Origin of the sequence: Rhodobacter capsulatus SB 1003 (assembly GCF_000021865.1) — a bacterium.
Classification (GTDB): domain Bacteria; phylum Pseudomonadota; class Alphaproteobacteria; order Rhodobacterales; family Rhodobacteraceae; genus Rhodobacter; species Rhodobacter capsulatus_B.
On record NC_014034.1, the window covers coordinates 3212701 to 3229191 of the forward strand.

The 16491-nt window shown below is 67.3% G+C and carries 16 protein-coding genes; 5 read left to right on the forward strand and 11 right to left on the reverse strand.

The genetic code is table 11. The features are described 5' to 3' along the window. Window positions 1–36 precede the first annotated feature (36 nt). Genes RCAP_RS14935 through RCAP_RS14945 form a run of 3 tightly spaced genes read right to left on the reverse strand, consistent with a single transcriptional unit; the run spans window position 37 to window position 3103 of the window. Entirely contained in the window at window positions 37–1359 is a 1323-nt protein-coding gene (locus RCAP_RS14935) for a TRAP transporter large permease (protein ID WP_013068719.1), read from the reverse strand. 1 nt (window position 1360) lies between these two features. Then, entirely contained in the window at window positions 1361–2044 is a 684-nt protein-coding gene (locus RCAP_RS14940; protein ID WP_013068720.1) for a TRAP transporter small permease, read from the reverse strand. 57 nt (window positions 2045–2101) lie between these two features. Beyond that, a complete protein-coding gene (locus RCAP_RS14945) occupies window positions 2102–3103 on the reverse strand; it encodes a TRAP transporter substrate-binding protein (protein WP_013068721.1) in 1002 nt (333 codons plus the stop codon). 139 nt (window positions 3104–3242) lie between these two features. On the opposite strand from RCAP_RS14945, the gene RCAP_RS14950 reads away from it, so the two are divergent. Genes RCAP_RS14950 through RCAP_RS14965 form a run of 4 tightly spaced genes read left to right on the forward strand, consistent with a single transcriptional unit; the run spans window position 3243 to window position 7887 of the window. Further along, complete coding sequence (locus tag RCAP_RS14950; RefSeq protein ID WP_013068722.1) at window positions 3243–5216, forward strand: sensor histidine kinase; 1974 nt, start codon at window positions 3243–3245, stop codon at window positions 5214–5216. Further along, complete coding sequence (locus RCAP_RS14955; RefSeq protein ID WP_013068723.1) at window positions 5213–5806, forward strand: response regulator transcription factor; 594 nt, start codon at window positions 5213–5215, stop codon at window positions 5804–5806. Before RCAP_RS14950 ends, RCAP_RS14955 begins: the two co-directional genes overlap by 4 nt. A 36-nt stretch (window positions 5807–5842) precedes the next feature. Next, window positions 5843–7072: a putative DNA modification/repair radical SAM protein gene (locus RCAP_RS14960; RefSeq protein WP_013068724.1), complete on the forward strand. Its 1230-nt coding sequence runs from the start codon at window positions 5843–5845 to the stop codon at window positions 7070–7072. After that, window positions 7072–7887, forward strand: a complete 816-nt coding sequence (locus RCAP_RS14965) for a TIGR03915 family putative DNA repair protein (RefSeq protein ID WP_013068725.1) — start codon at window positions 7072–7074, stop codon at window positions 7885–7887. The genes RCAP_RS14960 and RCAP_RS14965 overlap by 1 nt, the downstream gene beginning before the upstream one ends. On the opposite strand, the gene RCAP_RS14970 is transcribed toward RCAP_RS14965, so the two are convergent. Genes RCAP_RS14970 through RCAP_RS14980 form a run of 3 tightly spaced genes read right to left on the reverse strand, consistent with a single transcriptional unit; the run spans window position 7884 to window position 9911 of the window. Then, window positions 7884–8861, reverse strand: a complete 978-nt coding sequence (locus tag RCAP_RS14970) for an Lnb N-terminal periplasmic domain-containing protein (protein WP_013068726.1) — start codon at window positions 8859–8861, stop codon at window positions 7884–7886. The two genes, RCAP_RS14965 and RCAP_RS14970, sit on opposite strands and share 4 nt — an antisense overlap. Window positions 8862–8909: 48 nt before the next feature. Then, window positions 8910–9191, reverse strand: coding sequence for a YiaA/YiaB family inner membrane protein (locus RCAP_RS14975; protein ID WP_013068727.1), 282 nt, complete (start codon window positions 9189–9191; stop codon window positions 8910–8912). A gap of 42 nt (window positions 9192–9233) precedes the next feature. Further along, window positions 9234–9911 (reverse strand): PspA/IM30 family protein, encoded by a 678-nt coding sequence (locus tag RCAP_RS14980; protein ID WP_013068728.1) that lies wholly within the window; start codon window positions 9909–9911, stop codon window positions 9234–9236. Between the two features lie 107 nt (window positions 9912–10018). Here RCAP_RS14980 and RCAP_RS14985 point away from each other — a divergent pair, with 107 nt between their 5' ends. Next, a complete protein-coding gene (locus RCAP_RS14985) occupies window positions 10019–10627 on the forward strand; it encodes a TetR/AcrR family transcriptional regulator (RefSeq protein WP_013068729.1) in 609 nt (202 codons plus the stop codon). Between the two features lie 12 nt (window positions 10628–10639). On the opposite strand, the gene RCAP_RS14990 is transcribed toward RCAP_RS14985, so the two are convergent. Genes RCAP_RS14990 through RCAP_RS15010 form a run of 5 tightly spaced genes read right to left on the reverse strand, consistent with a single transcriptional unit; the run spans window position 10640 to window position 16440 of the window. Next, the gene (locus tag RCAP_RS14990) at window positions 10640–10855 is read right to left on the reverse strand and encodes a formate dehydrogenase subunit delta (RefSeq protein WP_013068730.1); all 216 of its coding nucleotides are present in this window, start codon (window positions 10853–10855) and stop codon (window positions 10640–10642) included. Further along, entirely contained in the window at window positions 10852–11619 is a 768-nt protein-coding gene (locus RCAP_RS14995) for a formate dehydrogenase accessory sulfurtransferase FdhD (protein ID WP_013068731.1), read from the reverse strand. Before RCAP_RS14995 ends, RCAP_RS14990 begins: the two co-directional genes overlap by 4 nt. After that, window positions 11616–14492, reverse strand: coding sequence for a formate dehydrogenase subunit alpha (gene fdhF, locus RCAP_RS15000; protein WP_013068732.1), 2877 nt, complete (start codon window positions 14490–14492; stop codon window positions 11616–11618). Before fdhF ends, RCAP_RS14995 begins: the two co-directional genes overlap by 4 nt. Beyond that, entirely contained in the window at window positions 14489–15991 is a 1503-nt protein-coding gene (locus RCAP_RS15005) for a formate dehydrogenase beta subunit (protein WP_013068733.1), read from the reverse strand. Before RCAP_RS15005 ends, fdhF begins: the two co-directional genes overlap by 4 nt. Beyond that, window positions 15988–16440, reverse strand: coding sequence for a formate dehydrogenase subunit gamma (locus RCAP_RS15010; protein WP_013068734.1), 453 nt, complete (start codon window positions 16438–16440; stop codon window positions 15988–15990). The genes RCAP_RS15005 and RCAP_RS15010 overlap by 4 nt, the downstream gene beginning before the upstream one ends. Window positions 16441–16491: the final 51 nt, after the last annotated feature.

The window sequence follows — 16491 nt, forward strand, 5'->3', positions numbered from 1 at the left end:
GTCGCATGGCCGGGAAACCCCGGCCCTGCGCGAAAGTTACATGCCAAGCAGATTGGGCAAGGCCAGACTGATCGCCGGGACATAGGTCACCAGCACGAGGAAGGCGAGCATGGTCAGAAGCCAGGGCCAGACCGCCACCGTCAGTTCGGTGATGCCCATCTTGGTGATCCCCGAGGCGACGTAAAGGTTCAGCCCCACCGGCGGGTGGCACATGCCGACTTCCATGTTGACGACGATCATGATGCCGAAATGCACCGGGTCGATGCCCAGCCGCACCGCGACCGGAAACAGGATCGGCGCCATGATCAAGACGATCGAGGAGGGCTCCATGAAGTTGCCCGCGGCCAGCAGCAGGATGTTGACGATGATCAGGAACATCCACCAGGACAGACCCGCGTTCACCATCCATTCGCCCAAGGCCTGCGGGATGCCCTCATGCGCCATCAGGAAGCTGAACAGCACCGCATTGGTGATGATGTAAAGCAGCATCGCCGACATGTTGGCGGACGACAGCAGCACCCGGGGCACGTCGCGCAGGGTCAGGTCCTTGTAGACGAAGACCGAGATGAAAAAGGCGTAGACGGCGCTCATCGCGGCGGCTTCGGTCGGCGTGAAGATGCCCGCATAGATCCCGCCGATGACGACGACGATCAGCATCAGCCCCCAGGCGGCCTCGCGGAAGGCGGTCCAGCGCTGGCGCAGGCTGGCCTTTTCCAGACGCGGATAGCCGAATTTGCGCGCCCGGTTCCAGGTGGTGAAGGCAAGGAAGCCCGCCAGCATCAGACCGGGCACGACCCCCGCCATGAAGAGTTCGCCCACCGAGGCCGAGGAAACCGGCTGGCCATCCGGCCCCGTCACCACCATCCCCGAGGTGGCGACGGCATACATCACCATCACGATGGACGGCGGAATGAGAATGCCCAAGGCGCCCGAGGTGGTGATGACGCCCGCGCCGAATTGCTTCGGAAAGCCCTGATTGACCATCGCGGGCAGGATCACCGAGCCGATGGCTACGACGGTGGCGGGCGAGGAGCCGGACACCGCGGCGAAAAGCGCGCAGGCGATCACGCCCGCAAGGCCAAGCCCGCCGTGCCAGTGACCGACCATCGCCGTGGCGAAGTTGATCATCCGCTTCGCCACCCCGCCATGGGTCAGGAAGTTCCCCGCCAGGATGAAGAACGGGATCGCCATGATCTCGAATTTCTCGATGCCGGTGAAGAGCTTGAGCGCCACCGTGTCGATCGGCACCTGGGTCATGGTGAACAGGAAGGTCAGCACCGTCAGGCCAAGCGAGATCGAGATCGGCATGCCGGTCAGCATCAGCGCGATGAGCAGACCAAAGATGATGAGGGCGCTCATGTCAGTTGTCCTTCGGTTTTTCGACAAGGTCGCGCGGCGTCAGCGGCGAATGCAGCAGCACGTCGCCCTCGGCATCGATGCCCTCGTTTTCGGTGTCGACGCCATCGACATGGCCGTGGTCGTGATGCGGCAGCTCGCCGGTGCGGGCAAAGCCGAAGGCCACCTGCAGGAAGCGGAAGCACATCAGCGACGACCCCATCGGGATCGCCAGATAAACCAGCCACATCGGCAGTTCGAGATCGGGCGAGGTCGAGGAGGCGTGATACATGTGCAGCACGAAATTCGCGCCCAGCGTCGCGATGATGCCGGTGAAGAGCGCCCCGGCCCCCAGACCCAGCAGGATGAAGAAGCGCCGCTTCGGCGCGTCAAGCCGGTTGATCAGCACGTCGATGCCGACATGGATCCCGGTGCGCACGCCGTAAGCCGCGCCGAATTTCGCCATCCAGACGAACAGGATGATGCACAGCTCCTGCGCCCAGACGAGGTTGATGCCGCGCAGCGTCGTGTAAAGGCTTTTCGCGGCGGCGGCGGCACCGGTCATGCCGTGGCCGCGGAAGAAGCCGACGAAATCGGCGACGAAGCCAAGGGTGAAACGATGGGTGACCGACACGAAGATCAGCACCGTCGCCGTCGCGATGAGCGCGGCAATCAGCACCTCTTCGGCCCGGTCGAGGATGCGCAGCATGGCGGCCCCCGCTTAGGTCGTGGAAGGAAAGGGAAAGGGCGGCGCCGCCCGCAGGTCTTATTCCGCCGTCGCGGCCTTGACGGCGGCGATGGTTTCGGCGCCGATCCGCTCGGCCATTTCGTCATGCACCGGGGTCAGAACCTCTTCCCAGGCGGCGCGTTCTTCCGCGGTCAGCTCGTGGAATTCGGTCGTGCCGGCGTCTTTCATCGCCTGCAGGGCCTTTTCGTTCTCTTCCTTGGCGATGCCGTTCGCGTAATCGGTCGATTCCGCCATCGCCTTTTCCAGACCGGTGCGGACATCGGCGGGCAGGCCGTCCCAGAACTGCTTGTTCACGATCACCGCATAGCCCAGATAGCCATGGTTCGAGACGGTGGCGTGTTTCTGCACCTCGTTCATCTTTTGCGTGAACATGTTCGAGGGCGGGTTTTCGGTGCCGTCGACAACGCCCGTCTGCAGCGCCTGATAGACTTCCGAGAAGGCCATGACCTGCGGCACGGCGCCGAGCGCGTTCATCTCGGCTTCCAGCACTTTCGAGGACTGGATGCGCATCTTCAGGCCGAGGAAATCATCGGGCATCGTCAGCGGCGTGTTCGCCGACATGATCTTGAAGCCGTTGTCCCAGAAGGCCAGCCCGGTGATGCCCTTGGCTTCCAGTTTCGACAGCAGCATCTTGCCCGCTTCGCCCTGGGTCACCTTGTGCAGGGCCTCGTAGTCCTTGAAGATGTAGGGCAGGTCGAAGACTTCGAAATCCTGCACGCCAAGCGGGCCGAATTTCGCCAAGGACGGCGCCAGCATCTGCACCGCGCCCAGTTGCAGCGCTTCAAGCTCTTCCTTGTCCTTGTAAAGCTGGCTGTTGGGATAGACTTCCACGTCCACCGCGCCGTTGGTGTATTTCTCGGCCAGTTCCTCGAATTTCGCGGCACCCTTGCCCTTGGGCGTGTCGGGGGCGACGACATGGCTGAACTTGATCACGATGGGCTCGGCAAGCGCCGGGACCGAAAGCGCAAGGCTGAGCGCGGTGGCGCCGACAAGGGCGCCAAGGATACGACGGGTCAACATGTGATTCTCCTCCGGTTCCCGCTCTCCACGGCGGGCCGCGGCTTTCATGCGCAAGAATCTTGCGCAACGCTATTGCGGCTTTCCGCAATCGGAAGACATGTTATGACCAAACGAACGGGAGGAATGTGCCATTTCAAAGCTGCGCGACACCACGGGCGGCCCTGCGGGGGCCGAGGTCTGGACGGTTCCGGGCCTTCTTGGGGCGCGCAAGCTTGACCTTCTGGCGCTGATCCCGCTGGTGGCGATCGTCGCGCTGATGACGCTGGTCGGCGCGCTGCTCTTCGCCGTCGCGCAATCCGATGCCAACCGCGCCCGGGCGAAACTGGCCACTGCTGCGCTTTGGGTCGAACAGACGCTGCGCTTTCAGATGGCGGTGGACGAGGATGTGCTGGTGCGTCTGGCGCTGGATGCCAGCGCCGGGGCCTCGCAACAGGCGCTCTCGGCCCGGGCCCGGCTGCATCTGGCGGCGAACCCGGAAACGCTGGGGCTGCGCTGGTATGATGCGACCGGCCGTCTGATTGCCGCCGTGCCCGAGGGCCCCGGCCCGGCCGAGGCGGCGCTGGTCAGGCAGCTGCTCGCCTCGGGGGCGCTGCCGCCGCGGCCGGTCTATGGGCCGGTGCGGGACGGCCGGGTGGTGCTGGCGGAACGGGTCTCGGCCTCGGGGGGGGTGGTGGTGGCGACGGTGTCGCTGCCGATGATGCTCGAACGCCATCTGCCCTGGTGGATCGCGGAACAATACGGGGTGCGGATTTCCGACACCTCGGGGGTGCTGGCCGAACGCGCCCGCCGCCCGATCGCCGCCGCCGCGCCGCGGCACGGCATCAGCTTCGATCCGCCGCTGGCGGGGACGACGCTGGAGATCATGGCCTATGACGCCCCCGATGCCTTTGGCAATGCCGCGCTTCTGGCGGCGATCGGGGCTTTGTCGGTCTTTGCGGTGCTGGCGATGGTGGTGCTGCACCGAAACGCCCTGCGCCGCCGCATGGCCGAGGACCGGCTGCGCGCCGAAATGGCCTTTCGCCGCGCGATGGAGGAAAGCCTGACCGTGGGGATGCGGGCGAAGGATCTGTCGGGGCGCATCCTTTACGTCAACGGCGCCTTTTGCAAGCTGGTCGGGCTGGCGGCCGAGGATCTGGTCGGCCGTGCCCAGCCGATGCCCTATTGGGCGCCCGACTTCCTGGAAGAGACCCTCGCCCGGCAGCGGCAATTGATCGAGGGGCAGCCGGTGCCGCAGGCCTTTGAAACCCGGTTCCGCCGCTCGGACGGGTCGGAAATCGAGGTGCAGGTCTTTGAAGCGCCGCTGATCGACGCGGGTGGCCGGCATCGCGGCTGGATGGGCTCGGTGATCGACATCACCCAGGCGAAACAGGCGGCACGGCTGGCGCGCGCGCAGGACGAAAGCCTGGCCCGCACCGGGCGGCTGGTGACTTTGGGCGAGATGGCCTCGACCCTTGCGCATGAGCTGAACCAGCCGCTGGCCGCCATCGCCTCCTATGCGGCCGGGGGGCTGAACCTGTTCGATCAGCCCGAGCCGAACCTGACGATGCTGCGGCAAGCCTTTGAAAAGATGGGGGCGCAGGCGCGGCGTGCCGGGCTGGTGATCCGCCGGGTGCAGGATTTCGTGAAGAAGCGCACGCCGCAGCTGGCGGCCCTCGATCTGTCCGAGGTGCTGGCCGAGGCGCTCTCGATCACCGCCCCCGTCGCGCGCGAGCATCGGGTGAAGCTCGCCTCGCTGATCGAGGGGCGCATCCCCGGGGTGCAGGCGGACCGCATCCTGATCGAACAGGTGCTGGTCAATCTGATCCGCAACGGTGTCGAGGCGATGGCCGAGGGGCCGCGCACCGGCGACGACCTGACGGTGCGGCTGGCCCGCGCGGGCGCCGCCGTCACCATCGAGGTGATGGACCGCGGCCCGGGCATTTCCGATGCCGTCGCGGCAAGCCTTTTTGACCCCTTCACCTCGACCAAATCCGAGGGCATGGGGATGGGGCTGAACATCTGCCGCTCGATCGTCGAGATGCATCACGGCAGCCTGTCGCACGGCCCCCGCGCGGGCGGCGGCACCGTCTTCACCGTCACCCTGCCCGTCCCGCAGGAGGGGGCCCCGGCATGAGTTTCACCGTTCATATCGTCGATGACGAGGAAAGCCTGCGCGACAGCCTGGGGTTTCTGTTCGCCTCGCGCGGGATTGCCACGCGGACCTGGGCCGCGGGCGCGGATCTGCTGGCGGAATGGCCGCTTGCCGATTGCGGCTGTCTGATTCTCGACGTGCGGATGGAGGGGATGTCGGGGCCGCAGCTTCTGGATGCGCTGCAGGCACGGCCCGAGGGGCTGGTGCCGCCGGTGATCTTTCTGACCGGCCATGCCGATGTGCCGCTCGCCGTGCAATCGCTGAAGGCGGGGGCCTTTGATTTCGTCGAAAAACCCTTCAACGACAACCACATCGTCGATATCGCCCTGTCTGCGATCGCGGCGCATGAGGGGCGTCTGGCCGAGGCGCAGGCGCGCGAGGCGGTGGCGGCGCGGCGGGCAAGCCTGTCGGCGCGCGAGGCCGAGGTGATGGCGCTGATGCTGGAAGGGCTGATGAACAAGCAGATCGCCGAGCGGCTGGGCATCGCCATGCGCACGGTCGAGGTGCATCGCTCGCGCGTCTTGGCGAAGATGGGGGCGCGCAACATCGCGGATCTGGCCCGGATGACCTGACTTGATTTCGGGCAAGCGTGAACATAATGTGAACACATGGTTCAACGCACCCTGCCCGAGAAATTGTCGATTCTGGCCGACGCCGCGAAATATGACGCCTCCTGCGCGTCTTCGGGCGGCGAGCGGCGCGGTTCGCGCGATGGCAAGGGGATCGGCTCCACCACCGGGGCGGGGATCTGCCACGCCTGGGCGCCCGACGGCCGCTGCATCTCATTGCTGAAAGTGCTGCTGACGAATTTCTGCATCTACGACTGCGCTTACTGCATCAACCGGGTGTCCAGCCGGGTCGAACGGGCGCGGTTCAGCGTCGAAGAGGTCGTCAGCCTGACGCTGGAATTCTACCGCCGCAATTATATCGAGGGGCTGTTTCTGTCCTCGGGCATCATCCGCTCGCCCGACGAGACGATGGCCGAGATGGTCCGCGTCGCCCGCACCCTGCGCGAGCGGGAACATTTCCGCGGTTACATCCATCTGAAAACCATCCCCGATGCCGCGCCCGAACTGATCGCCGAGGCGGGGAAATGGGCGGACCGGCTTTCGATCAACGTGGAACTGCCGACGGAAGCGGCGCTGACGCGGCTGGCGCCGGAGAAATCGGTCAAGACGATCCACGGCGCGATGGCCGAGGTGAAGGCGCGCGGCGAGGCCGCCAAGGATCGCACCGCGCGCGGCACGCGGGCGCCGCGCTTTGCGCCCGCCGGGCAATCGACGCAGATGATCGTCGGCGCCGATGCCGCGACCGATGGCGAGATCCTGCGCAGATCCTCGAGCCTTTACAACAGCTTCGCGCTGCGGCGGGTCTATTACTCGGCCTTCTCGCCGATCCCCGATGCGTCGCGGATGCTGCCCCTGATCCAGCCGCCCCTGGTGCGCGAACACCGGCTCTATCAGGCCGACTGGCTGATGCGGAATTACGGCTTTGACGCCAGCGAAATCGCCCCGCCCGCCGGCATGCTCGATCTGCAGATCGACCCGAAACTGGCCTGGGCGCTGGCGCATCGCGGGCTTTTCCCGGTCGATGTGAACCGCGCCCCGCGCGAGATGCTGTTGCGCATCCCCGGCATCGGTCCGCGCAGCGTGGACCGCATCCTGAAAGCCCGGCGCCACCGCACCCTGCGCTACGAGGACCTGCTCGCCATCGGCTGCGTTTTGAAACATGCCGAGCCCTTCATCACCCTGCCCGGCTGGTCGCCCCGCGCGCTGCCCGATGATGCGAACCTGCGCGCGCGGTTTGCCCCCGCGCCGGAACAGCTGAGCCTGTTCTGATGCAGATCGCCCTGCCCCGCATCGGCACCGTGGCCGCCTGGCGGCAGGAGGTGCGCCGTCTGGCCGCCGCGGGCATCGATCCGGCGGCGGTGATCTGGTCGGTGGGCGAAACCGCGCCCGACCTTTTCGCCGCCGCGCCCCCGCGGCCCGCTGCGCCGACGCAGCTCATGCTCTCGCGCGAGGCGGTGGAGGGGATCGAGATGGCGCTGCTGCACAACGACCCCGAGCGGTTCGCCCGGGCGCATGCGCTGGTGCTGCGGCTCTCGCGGCGGGAACTGCGCTGGGGGGATCGATCCGACCCGGCCTTGCGGCGGCTGCTCGATCAGCAAAAGGCGGTCGGGCGGGACATCCACAAGATGCATGGTTTCGTGCGCTTTCGCGAGGTGACGCCGCCCGGGGCGAACCGGCGCGCCTTTGCCGCCTGGTTCGAGCCCGACCATCACATTCTGGAAGCCGCCGCGCCGTTCTTTGCCCGCCGCTTTGGCGACATGGACTGGCTGATCGCCACGCCGACCCTGACCGCGCGCTGCGAGGCGGGCGTGCTGCAGATCGCGGAAACCGCGGCCCGTCAGCCGCCGCCCGCGGACGCGACCGAAGAGCTGTGGCGGGTCTATTTCGCCGCGATCTTCAACCCGGCGCGGCTGATGGTGACGGCGATGAAATCGCATATGCCGCAGAAATACTGGAAGAACCTGCCCGAGGCCGATCTGATCCCCGGGCTGATCCGGGCGGCGGAAACCCGGGTGCGGGCGATGCACGACCCAAACACGCCCGCCCCCCGGCTGCGCCGCAGGGCGCCCGCGGGCAGGGGCTAGCGGCCCCGGATCAGATCCGAGAAGGGTTTCGTGCCGTCGAACCGCTGCCCAAGCGGGGTGATCAGCGCCGCCGCGTCGCGTTCAGCGGCCGGGGCGGCGGCGATCACCCCCAGATCGGTCAGGTAATCGGGCAGACGGCCCGACAGCACCAGACGCCGGTCGATCGGCAGATCGGGTTTCAGACTGCGGGCAAGCCGCCAGACCGCCGTGGTGCAATTCGAGGTCAAGGTGTTGTAAAACCTGGGTTCCTGTTCCAGCTCCTGCGCCAGCGCAAGATAGGAGAGGAACATCCCCCGGATCTGCGCGGGCGTCAGATCGACCGGATACAGCCGCACCTGTTCCTTGCGGTAATTGGTGCGCAGCTTGACGATGTCCTCTTCGGTGGCGGCGATCAGCACCTGTTCGAACTGCCGGAAGAAGCCGCCGATCTCGTTGAACTTTTCGCCTTTCTCACGGCGGATCTCGACCGAAAAGACCACCTGCTGGCCATCGGAAAAGCCGAAACTGACCAGCAGATGCGCGATATCGGGACGCGACCAGACCGAGGTGATCATGTCGAGACGGTCCAGTTTCGACAGGTCGTACTCCCGGGTGATCCAGCGCGGTGTCGCCTCGGTCTCCGAGGTCCAGTCGAAATCGCGGATGTCCGACAGCGTCACCCGCTCGCCCGCGATCCGCGCGGTCACGCCGCGGGCGACGTCGATCTCCCAGTCGCGGTCCTGGCGCGGCGTGATCGTCTGATACCAGCCGCCGACCGTGACCGCCGCCAGCCCGACCAGCGCCAGCCCCAGCCCGCGGTGATCGCCAAACCAGAGGCCCAGCGCGGCCAGCGCCGTCAGCCCCAGAAGCGCCAGCGCGATCAGCCGCACCGGGCCGGAGAGCTGCAGCCAGACCGCCGTGGCAGCCCAGCCGGTGCCCGCCAAAATCAACGCCACAACAAGGACATGGCCCAGAACATGCAACAGACGGATCATCACGGTTCTCCCGGGGGGATGGGGCGGGGTCTTCCCCGCCCGGGTCGGTTACAGGGGGGCCTTGCCCGAAGCTTCGGCCAGCAGACGCTCGGTCCGGGCGTCTTCCAGCTTGTTGTAGATCCGCTCGGCCTCTTCCTTGTCGCGCAGGGCTTTCGACAGCGCGGCGGTGGTGTAGACAAGCATCAGCGCAGCCATCGCATAATATCCCTTGGCGGAAAAGCTGGCTTCAAGCGACCAGATCCCCCCGGCCATCATCACCGCGGCGATGGTGAACATGACATAGGTGAAAAGGTTCCAGGCGTTCGAGACTTTCGGGGCATAGGTGGTCATGGTGTCGGTCCTTGATTGAGTTTCCATGGTCGGGGTCAGGTTTCAAAGCGCTTTTTCGCGCAGCCGGGCCAGCACCTGCGCCGCTTCGGGGCGCAGCGCCGCGCCGCAGCCCGCCGCGGCAAGCCGGGTCACCGTCGCCTCGGCCGAGGTGGCAAGGCCAAGATCGGCCAGCGCGGTCTCGACCGCTTCGGCATGGGCCTGCCGCGCCTGCAACCGCGCCAGCGTCGCCTCGGCCTCGGTCAGCGAGGCGGTCACCCCGTCGGGCAAGGTGCCGCGCAGCTTTTGCGTGCGGCTGGCGGCGTCGGCGATCTGCTTGCCCCGTTGCAACGCCCTCAGCCGCTGTTCGGCCAGCGCCACCGTCTCGCGCAGGCGCCGGGTCTCGGTGTCATACTGCGCGAGGGCGCGGGCGGTGGCTTCGGCCTCGGCCTCCAGCCCGGCAATCGCCGCAGCCGCCTCGGTCGCCAGATCCTCGCGGCCTTGCCCCAGGGCCGCCACCGCGCGGCTTTCCAGATCCGCGATCTGGCCCGCAATCCGCGCCGCCGCCGCCCTTTCGCGCGCGGCATAGGCCATCACTACGGCCACGGCGCGTTTCGCCCCCTCCAGCCCCTCGGCCGCATCGCGCAGCTGCTGGCGCAGGAGCGTCAGCGCATGCGCATCGGTGAAAGCCTCTTCCGCATCGGCGGTTCCGGCCCGGATCAGGGTGGTGATCATCTTGAACATCTTCGCGCTCCTCGCTATGAACATCGTTCATAAGGACTGTATGCCAGAGTCGTGAACGCCGTTCAAGAAAATTCTGAACGCCGTTCACACAAATGATCGGATGCCGGATGGGACATAATCGCGACGAGAAGAAAGCCGATCTGAAAGCCCGGCTGATTGCGGCGGCCGAGGCGGAGATCGCCGATCACGGCCTGGCGGGGCTGAAGGCGCGGGCGGTGACGGCGCGGGCGGGCTGTGCCCTCGGGGCGCTTTACACCGCGGTCGAGGATCTCGACATGCTGGTGGTGGAGGTCAATTCGCGCACCCTGGCGCGGCTGGGCGCCACCTTGTCCGAGGCGATGGCGGGGGCTTCGGGGCCTGTGGCGGCGCTGCAGGCACTGGCCGCGCGCTACATCGATTTCGCCATGGAAAACCGGGCCTTGTGGCTCTGCCTCTTTGAGCATCGCCTGCCCGAGGGGCGCGACTTTCCCGACTGGCACCGGCAGGAATACGCGGTTTTGCTGGCCGTGATCGCGCCGCATCTGGCGGCGCTGCGCCCCGATCTGAGCCGCGAGGCCCTGGTGCTGCGCGGCCGCACCACCTTTGCCGCGGTGCATGGTGTCGTGCATCTGGCGCTGCAGGGCCGGTTCGTCGGCCTGCCGCCAGAGAGCCTGCGCGCCGAGGTCGCGGCCCTGGTGGAAACGATGACCGCCGGGGCGGCCGCGCTGGCGCGCTGAAGGCGCCGGGGCCTAGGCGGGCACCGGGCGGATCTGCGGCGCGGCGGCGATGACCAGCGGATCCAGCCCGGGGCTTTGCGCCGCGACATGCGCCAGCAGCGCCGCCCGCATCGGCGCGGACCAGTTTTCCGAAATATGCGCGGCGACCGGCCCGGCCCTGTCGCCCGGCTGCACCGCGAAAAAGGCGGCGATCTGATTCGCCATCCGGATGATCTTGTCGTCGCTCATTCTGCCTCCGTTTCCGTGTAGAGGGTCGGCCCGTCGGGGCCGCGGGCGATCAGCGCAAGGCCCGCGGCCTGCGCCTCGGCCACGGCCAGCGCGGTGGGCGCCGAGGGCGCGATCAGCACCCGCGCCCCGATCATCGCCGCCTTCTGCACCAGATCGACCGAGAGCCGCGAGGTCAGCACCAAGGCCCCCGCCGCCGCATCGATCCCCTGCCCCGCCAGCGCCCCCGCCAGCTTGTCAAGCGCATTGTGCCGCCCGACATCCTCGCGCAGCGCCCGCATCTGCGCGCCGTCCCAGAACCCCGCCGCATGCACGGACCGGACCGCATCCTGCAGGCTCTGCCCGGCCCGCAAGGCCGCAAGCGCACCATCGGCCAGGGGGGGGGGGGCCCCGCCCCGGGGCGCCCGCGGCAGCGGGCGCAACACAGCCGCCAGGCTGTCAAGGCCGCAAAGCCCGCAGCCGACCGGACCGGCCATCGCCCGCCGCCGCGCGGCAAACCTTTGCCCGGCGGGCGCCGCCAGCCACCCCCGCAGCTCGATCCCCTGCGGTTGCCGCACGACCTCATGGCGCAACAGCTCGGCGCGATCGGCAATCATCCCCTCGGTCAGGGCAAAGCCCAGCAGGAAATCCTCAAGATCCACCGGCGAGGCCATCATCACCGCCTGCGTAACCCCGTCAAAAACCAGCGCCACCGGCACTTCCTCGGCCAGCACCGCCCGGGCCCCGCCGGGCAGCGGGACCGTGACCGCACCGGCGGGCAGGCTCATTCGGCCGCCTCGATCCGCCGCGCGGCCGCCGCCTGCGCCGCATAATCCTGCTGCCAGTCCGAGGGCCCGTTCGACGCCGCCACCTGCACCGCCGTCACCTTGTATTCCGGGCAGTTCGTCGCCCAGTCGGAAGTGTCGGTGGTGACCACATTGGCCTGCGTGTCGGGGTGGTGGAAGGTGGTGTAGACGACGCCGGGGCTGACCCGGTCCGTCACCGTCGCCCGCAAGGTGGTTTCCCCCGCGCGGGACGCCAGCCGCACCCAGTCGCCGTCACGGATGCCCCGCGTCTCGGCATCGGTCGGGTGGATCTCCAGCCGGTCCTCGCCATGCCAGACGGTGTTTTCGGTCCGCCGCGTCTGCGCGCCGACGTTGTATTGGCTCAGAATCCGCCCCGTCGTCAGCAGAAGCGGGAACCGCGGCCCGGTCTTTTCGTCGGTCGGCAGGTAGGCCGTGCGGATGAACCGGCCCTTGCCGCGCACGAAGCCCTCGACATGCATGATCGGCGAGCCTTCGGGGGCTTTTTCGTTGCAGGGCCATTGCACCGAGCCGCGGGCGTCCAGCATTTCGTAGGTGACCGCGGCGAAACCCGGCGTCGTCGCGGCGATTTCGGCCATGATTTCAGACGGGTGCGTGTAATGCCAGCCCGCCCCCAGCGCATTGGCCAGCATCTGCGTCACCTCCCAATCGGCAAAGCCCGCCTTTGGCGCCATCACCCGGCGCACCCGGTTGATGCGGCGTTCCGCATTGGTGAAGGTGCCGTCCTTTTCCAGAAAGGTCGAACCGGGCAGGAAGACATGGGCGTAATTCGCGGTCTCGTTCAGGAAAAGATCATGGACGATCACCAGATCCATTGCCGCCAGCCCGGCCGAGACATGCCGCGTATCGGGGTCCGATTGCAGGATGTCCTCGCCCTGAACGTAAAGCGCCTTGAACCGGCCCTCGACGGCGGCATCGAGCATGTTCGGGATCCGCAGCCCGGGTTCGGACGACAGGGTGACGCCCCAGGTGCGTTCGAAAAGGCCCCGCGTCGCATCGTCGGAGACATGGCGATAGCCCGGGAATTCATGCGGGAAGCTGCCCATGTCGCAGCTGCCCTGCACGTTGTTCTGCCCCCGCAGCGGGTTCACGCCGACACCGGGCCGCCCGATATTGCCGGTCATCATCGCGAGGTTGGCAATCGCGATGACCGTGGTTGACCCTTGGCTGTGCTCGGTCACGCCAAGGCCATAGTAGATCGCGGCATTCGGCGCCGCCGCATAGGCCCGGGCGGCCTGACGCAGCAATCCCGCCGGAACCCCGGTCAGGCTTTCCACCGCCTCGGGCGCATACTCCGGGTTCGCGACGAATTCGGCGTAATCCGCCCATTCGTCCCAATCGCAGCGATCCCCGATGAAGCGCTTGTCAAAGATCTGCTCGGTCACGATCACATGCGCCATCGCCGTCATCACCGCGACATTGGTGCCGGGCTTCAGCTGCAGATGCCAGGCCTCGCCCCGGTGCGGCGTGTTCAGCAGATCGATCCGGCGCGGATCGACGACAATGAGTTTCGCCCCCGCCCGCAGCCGCTTGCGCAGGCGCGAGGCGAAAACCGGGTGCCCATCGGTCGGATTCGCGCCGATGACCAGCGCCAGATCGGTCTCCTCGACGCTGTCGAAATCCTGCGTTCCGGCCGAGGTGCCGAAGGTCTGTTTCAGCCCGTAGCCGGTGGGCGAATGGCAGACCCGCGCGCAAGTGTCGGTGTTGTTGGTGCCGAAAACCGCGCGGGCAAGCTTTTGCACGAGGTATGTTTCTTCGTTCGTGCAGCGCGAGGAGGTGATGACGCCCAGGGCATCCGCCCCGTGGCTGTCGCGCAGCGCCCGCAGCCTTGTTGCGGTGAAGTCCAGCGCCTCGGTCCAGTTCACCTCGCGCCAGGGGTCGGTGATCTTGTCGCGGATCATCGGCTTGAGGATGCGGTCCTGGTGCGTCGCATAGCCGTAAGCGAAGCGGCCCTTGACGCAGCTGTGGCCCCGGTTCGCCGCGCCGCCTTTCCAGGGCACCATGCGCACCAGCTGATCGCCCAGCATATGCGCCTCGAAGCTGCAACCGACGCCGCAATAGGCGCAGGTGGTGACCACCTTGCGTTCCGGCGTGCCGATCCTTTCGACCGACTTTTCGACCAAGGTCGCCGTCGGGCAGGCCTGCACGCAGGCGCCGCAGGACACGCAATCCGAGGACAGGAAATCGGGCGCCGCGGGCGAGATCCGGGCGTCAAAGCCGCGCCCCATCACCGTCAGCGCGAAAGTGCCCTGCACTTCCTCGCAGGCGCGCACACAGCGCATGCAGACGATGCATTTCGCCGGATCATAGCTGAAATAGGGGTTGGAATTGTCCTTGGGGATGTAACGCGGGTTCGGCCCCGTGGCATCGCGGCGCGCGAAATGGGTGTCCTTCGCCTGATAGCGGACCTCGCGCAGGCCGACGGCGCCCGCCATGTCCTGCAATTCGCAATCGCCATTCGCCGCGCAGGTCAGGCAATCGAGCGGATGGTCCGAGATATAAAGCTCCATCACGCCGCGGCGCAGTTTCTGCAGCTGCGGCGTCTGCGTATGCACCCGCATCCCGGGCGCAACCGGGGTGGTGCAGGAGGTCGGCGTGCCCCGCATCCCCTCGATTTCCACCATGCACAGACGGCACGACCCCACCGGCTCCACATTGTCAGTGGCGCAAAGTTTCGGAATGGAAATCCCGGCCTCGGCCGCGGCGCGCAGCACCGAGGTGCCCGCGGGCACGGTGACCTCGACGCCGTCGATGGTCAGATGCACCGGCGCGCCCTCGCGTTTCGGCGTGCCCATGTCCTGCGTCCAATCCAGCGGGGGAATGATCAGGTCTTTCATTCGGCGGCCTCGCGTGCGCAGGGGAAGTCGGCGGGGAAATGGCGGATCGCGCTTTGCACCGGATAGGGGGTGAAACCGCCCAAGGCGCAGAGCGAGCCGAGTTTCATCGTCTGGCAAAGGTCATCAAGCAGCGGCATCGCCGAAGCGTCACCCGCGGCGATGCGGTCGATCACCTCGACCCCGCGGACGGCGCCGATGCGACACGGCGTGCAGGTGCCGCAGCTTTCGATGGCGCAGAACTCCATCGCGAAGCGGGCGAGTTTCAGCATGTCGGCGGTGTCGTCATGCACGACCAGCCCGGCGTGACCGACCAACCCGCCCTGCCCCGCGAATTGTTCATAGCAGAAGGGAAGGTGATAATCGGAAACCGGGTGATAGGCGCCCAAGGGCCCGCCCACCTGCACCGCCTTGACCGGGCGGCCACTGGCGGTGCCGCCGCAGATGTCCTCGACCAGTTCGCCCAAGGTGATGCCGAACCCGGTCTCGAACAGCCCGCCGCGTTTGACATTGCCGCCGATCTGCAACGGGATCGTGCCGCGGGAGCGGTCCATGCCGAAGCTTTCGTAGGCCTTGGCCCCATGCGCGATGATCCACGGCACGGCGGCGAGCGACAGCAGGTTGTTCACCACCGTGGGCTTGCCGAAAAGCCCCTTCAGCGCGGGCAGCGGCGGTTTCGCGCGCACCGTGCCGCGCTTGCCTTCAAGCGAGTTCAGAAGCGAGGTTTCCTCGCCGCAGACATAGGCCCCCGCGCCGACGCGGACCTCCATCTCGAACCCGGCTTCCGCAAGGAACGGTTTCGCCATCGCGATCGCTGCGCGCATCACCGCGATCGCGTCGGGGTATTCCGAGCGGATATAGACATAGCCGCGGGTGGCGCCGACCGCGTGACCGGCAATCGCCATGCCCTCGACCAGGCAAAAGGGGTCGCCCTCGATCAGCATCCGGTCGGCAAAGGACCCGCTGTCGCCCTCGTCCACATTGCAGACGATGTATTTCTGATCGGCCTGCGCCGCGGCGACGGTGCGCCATTTGATCCCCGTGGGGAACCCCGCCCCGCCACGCCCGCGCAGACCCGAGGCAAGCACTTCTTCGACCACCTCGGCGGGGGTCATCTTCAACGCCTTGCGCAGACCGGCCCAGCCCTCGGCGGCGGCGAATTGCGCCAGCGACAGCGGCTCGATCCTTCCGCAGCGGGCAAAGGTCAACCTTGTCTGGCGCTTGAAGAAGGGGATCTCCTCGACCAGCCCGAGGGCTTTCGGGTGGCTTTCAAGCGCGTCAAACAGCGCGGGCACATCGGCGGGCGTCATCGGGCCAAAGCCGATCCGGCCCGCGGGGGTTTCCACCTCCAGCAGCGGTTCGAGCCAGATCATGCCCCGAGACCCGTTGCGGGCAATGTCAAGCGCACCCCCGCGCTTTTCGGCCTCAAGCCGCAGCGCGGCCAGAACCGCCTCGGCGCCACAGGCTTTTGCAGCGGCATCACAGGGCAACCAGATCTTCATGCGCCCAGCTCCGCCACGATGCCCGCGACCGCGGCCGCATCCAGCCGCCCGACCAGCCGGTCATCCACCATCGCCGCCGGGGCACAGGCGCAAAGGCCCAGACAATAAACCGCTTCCAGCGTCACCGCCTCCGAACTGTCGCCCAGCCGCAGCCCCAGCGCCGATTCGAGCCGCGCCTGCACCGCATCCATGCCCATCGCCTGACAGGCCTCGGCCCGACATAGCTTGATCACATGCCGCCCCGCGGGCGCCTTGCGGAAATCGTGATAAAAGCCCACGACCCCCGCCACCTCGGCCCGGGTCAGCCCCAGATCGGCGGCAATCGGCGCGTAAGCGTCTTCGGGAATGAAACCAAAGGCCGCCTGCACATCATGCAGGATCGGCAAAAGCGCCCCTTCCCGGCCGCGATGGGCCGCAAGGATGGCGCGCAGGCGCGCGGTATCGGTCATGTCGTCCTCCCGCCTTCAGCCTGCGACGAAGGGGCGCACAAGGCAATGCGG

Excerpts from the sequence above, each read along its gene's own strand:
- RCAP_RS14935 (WP_013068719.1), bottom strand. The coding sequence starts at position 1,359 with ATGAGCGCCCTCATCATCTTTGGTCTGCTCATCGCGCTGATGCTGACC.
- RCAP_RS14940 (WP_013068720.1), bottom strand. The coding sequence starts at position 2,044 with ATGCTGCGCATCCTCGACCGGGCCGAAGAGGTGCTGATTGCCGCGCTC.
- RCAP_RS14945 (WP_013068721.1), bottom strand. The coding sequence starts at position 3,103 with ATGTTGACCCGTCGTATCCTTGGCGCCCTTGTCGGCGCCACCGCGCTC.
- RCAP_RS14955 (WP_013068723.1), top strand. The coding sequence starts at position 5,213 with ATGAGTTTCACCGTTCATATCGTCGATGACGAGGAAAGCCTGCGCGAC.
- RCAP_RS14960 (WP_013068724.1), top strand. The coding sequence starts at position 5,843 with ATGGTTCAACGCACCCTGCCCGAGAAATTGTCGATTCTGGCCGACGCC.
- RCAP_RS14965 (WP_013068725.1), top strand. The coding sequence starts at position 7,072 with ATGCAGATCGCCCTGCCCCGCATCGGCACCGTGGCCGCCTGGCGGCAG.
- RCAP_RS14970 (WP_013068726.1), bottom strand. The coding sequence starts at position 8,861 with ATGATCCGTCTGTTGCATGTTCTGGGCCATGTCCTTGTTGTGGCGTTG.
- RCAP_RS14975 (WP_013068727.1), bottom strand. The coding sequence starts at position 9,191 with ATGACCACCTATGCCCCGAAAGTCTCGAACGCCTGGAACCTTTTCACC.
- RCAP_RS14980 (WP_013068728.1), bottom strand. The coding sequence starts at position 9,911 with ATGTTCAAGATGATCACCACCCTGATCCGGGCCGGAACCGCCGATGCG.
- RCAP_RS14985 (WP_013068729.1), top strand. The coding sequence starts at position 10,019 with ATGGGACATAATCGCGACGAGAAGAAAGCCGATCTGAAAGCCCGGCTG.
- RCAP_RS14990 (WP_013068730.1), bottom strand. The coding sequence starts at position 10,855 with ATGAGCGACGACAAGATCATCCGGATGGCGAATCAGATCGCCGCCTTT.
- RCAP_RS14995 (WP_013068731.1), bottom strand. The coding sequence starts at position 11,619 with ATGAGCCTGCCCGCCGGTGCGGTCACGGTCCCGCTGCCCGGCGGGGCC.
- fdhF (WP_013068732.1), bottom strand. The coding sequence starts at position 14,492 with ATGAAAGACCTGATCATTCCCCCGCTGGATTGGACGCAGGACATGGGC.
- RCAP_RS15005 (WP_013068733.1), bottom strand. The coding sequence starts at position 15,991 with ATGAAGATCTGGTTGCCCTGTGATGCCGCTGCAAAAGCCTGTGGCGCC.
- RCAP_RS15010 (WP_013068734.1), bottom strand. The coding sequence starts at position 16,440 with ATGACCGATACCGCGCGCCTGCGCGCCATCCTTGCGGCCCATCGCGGC.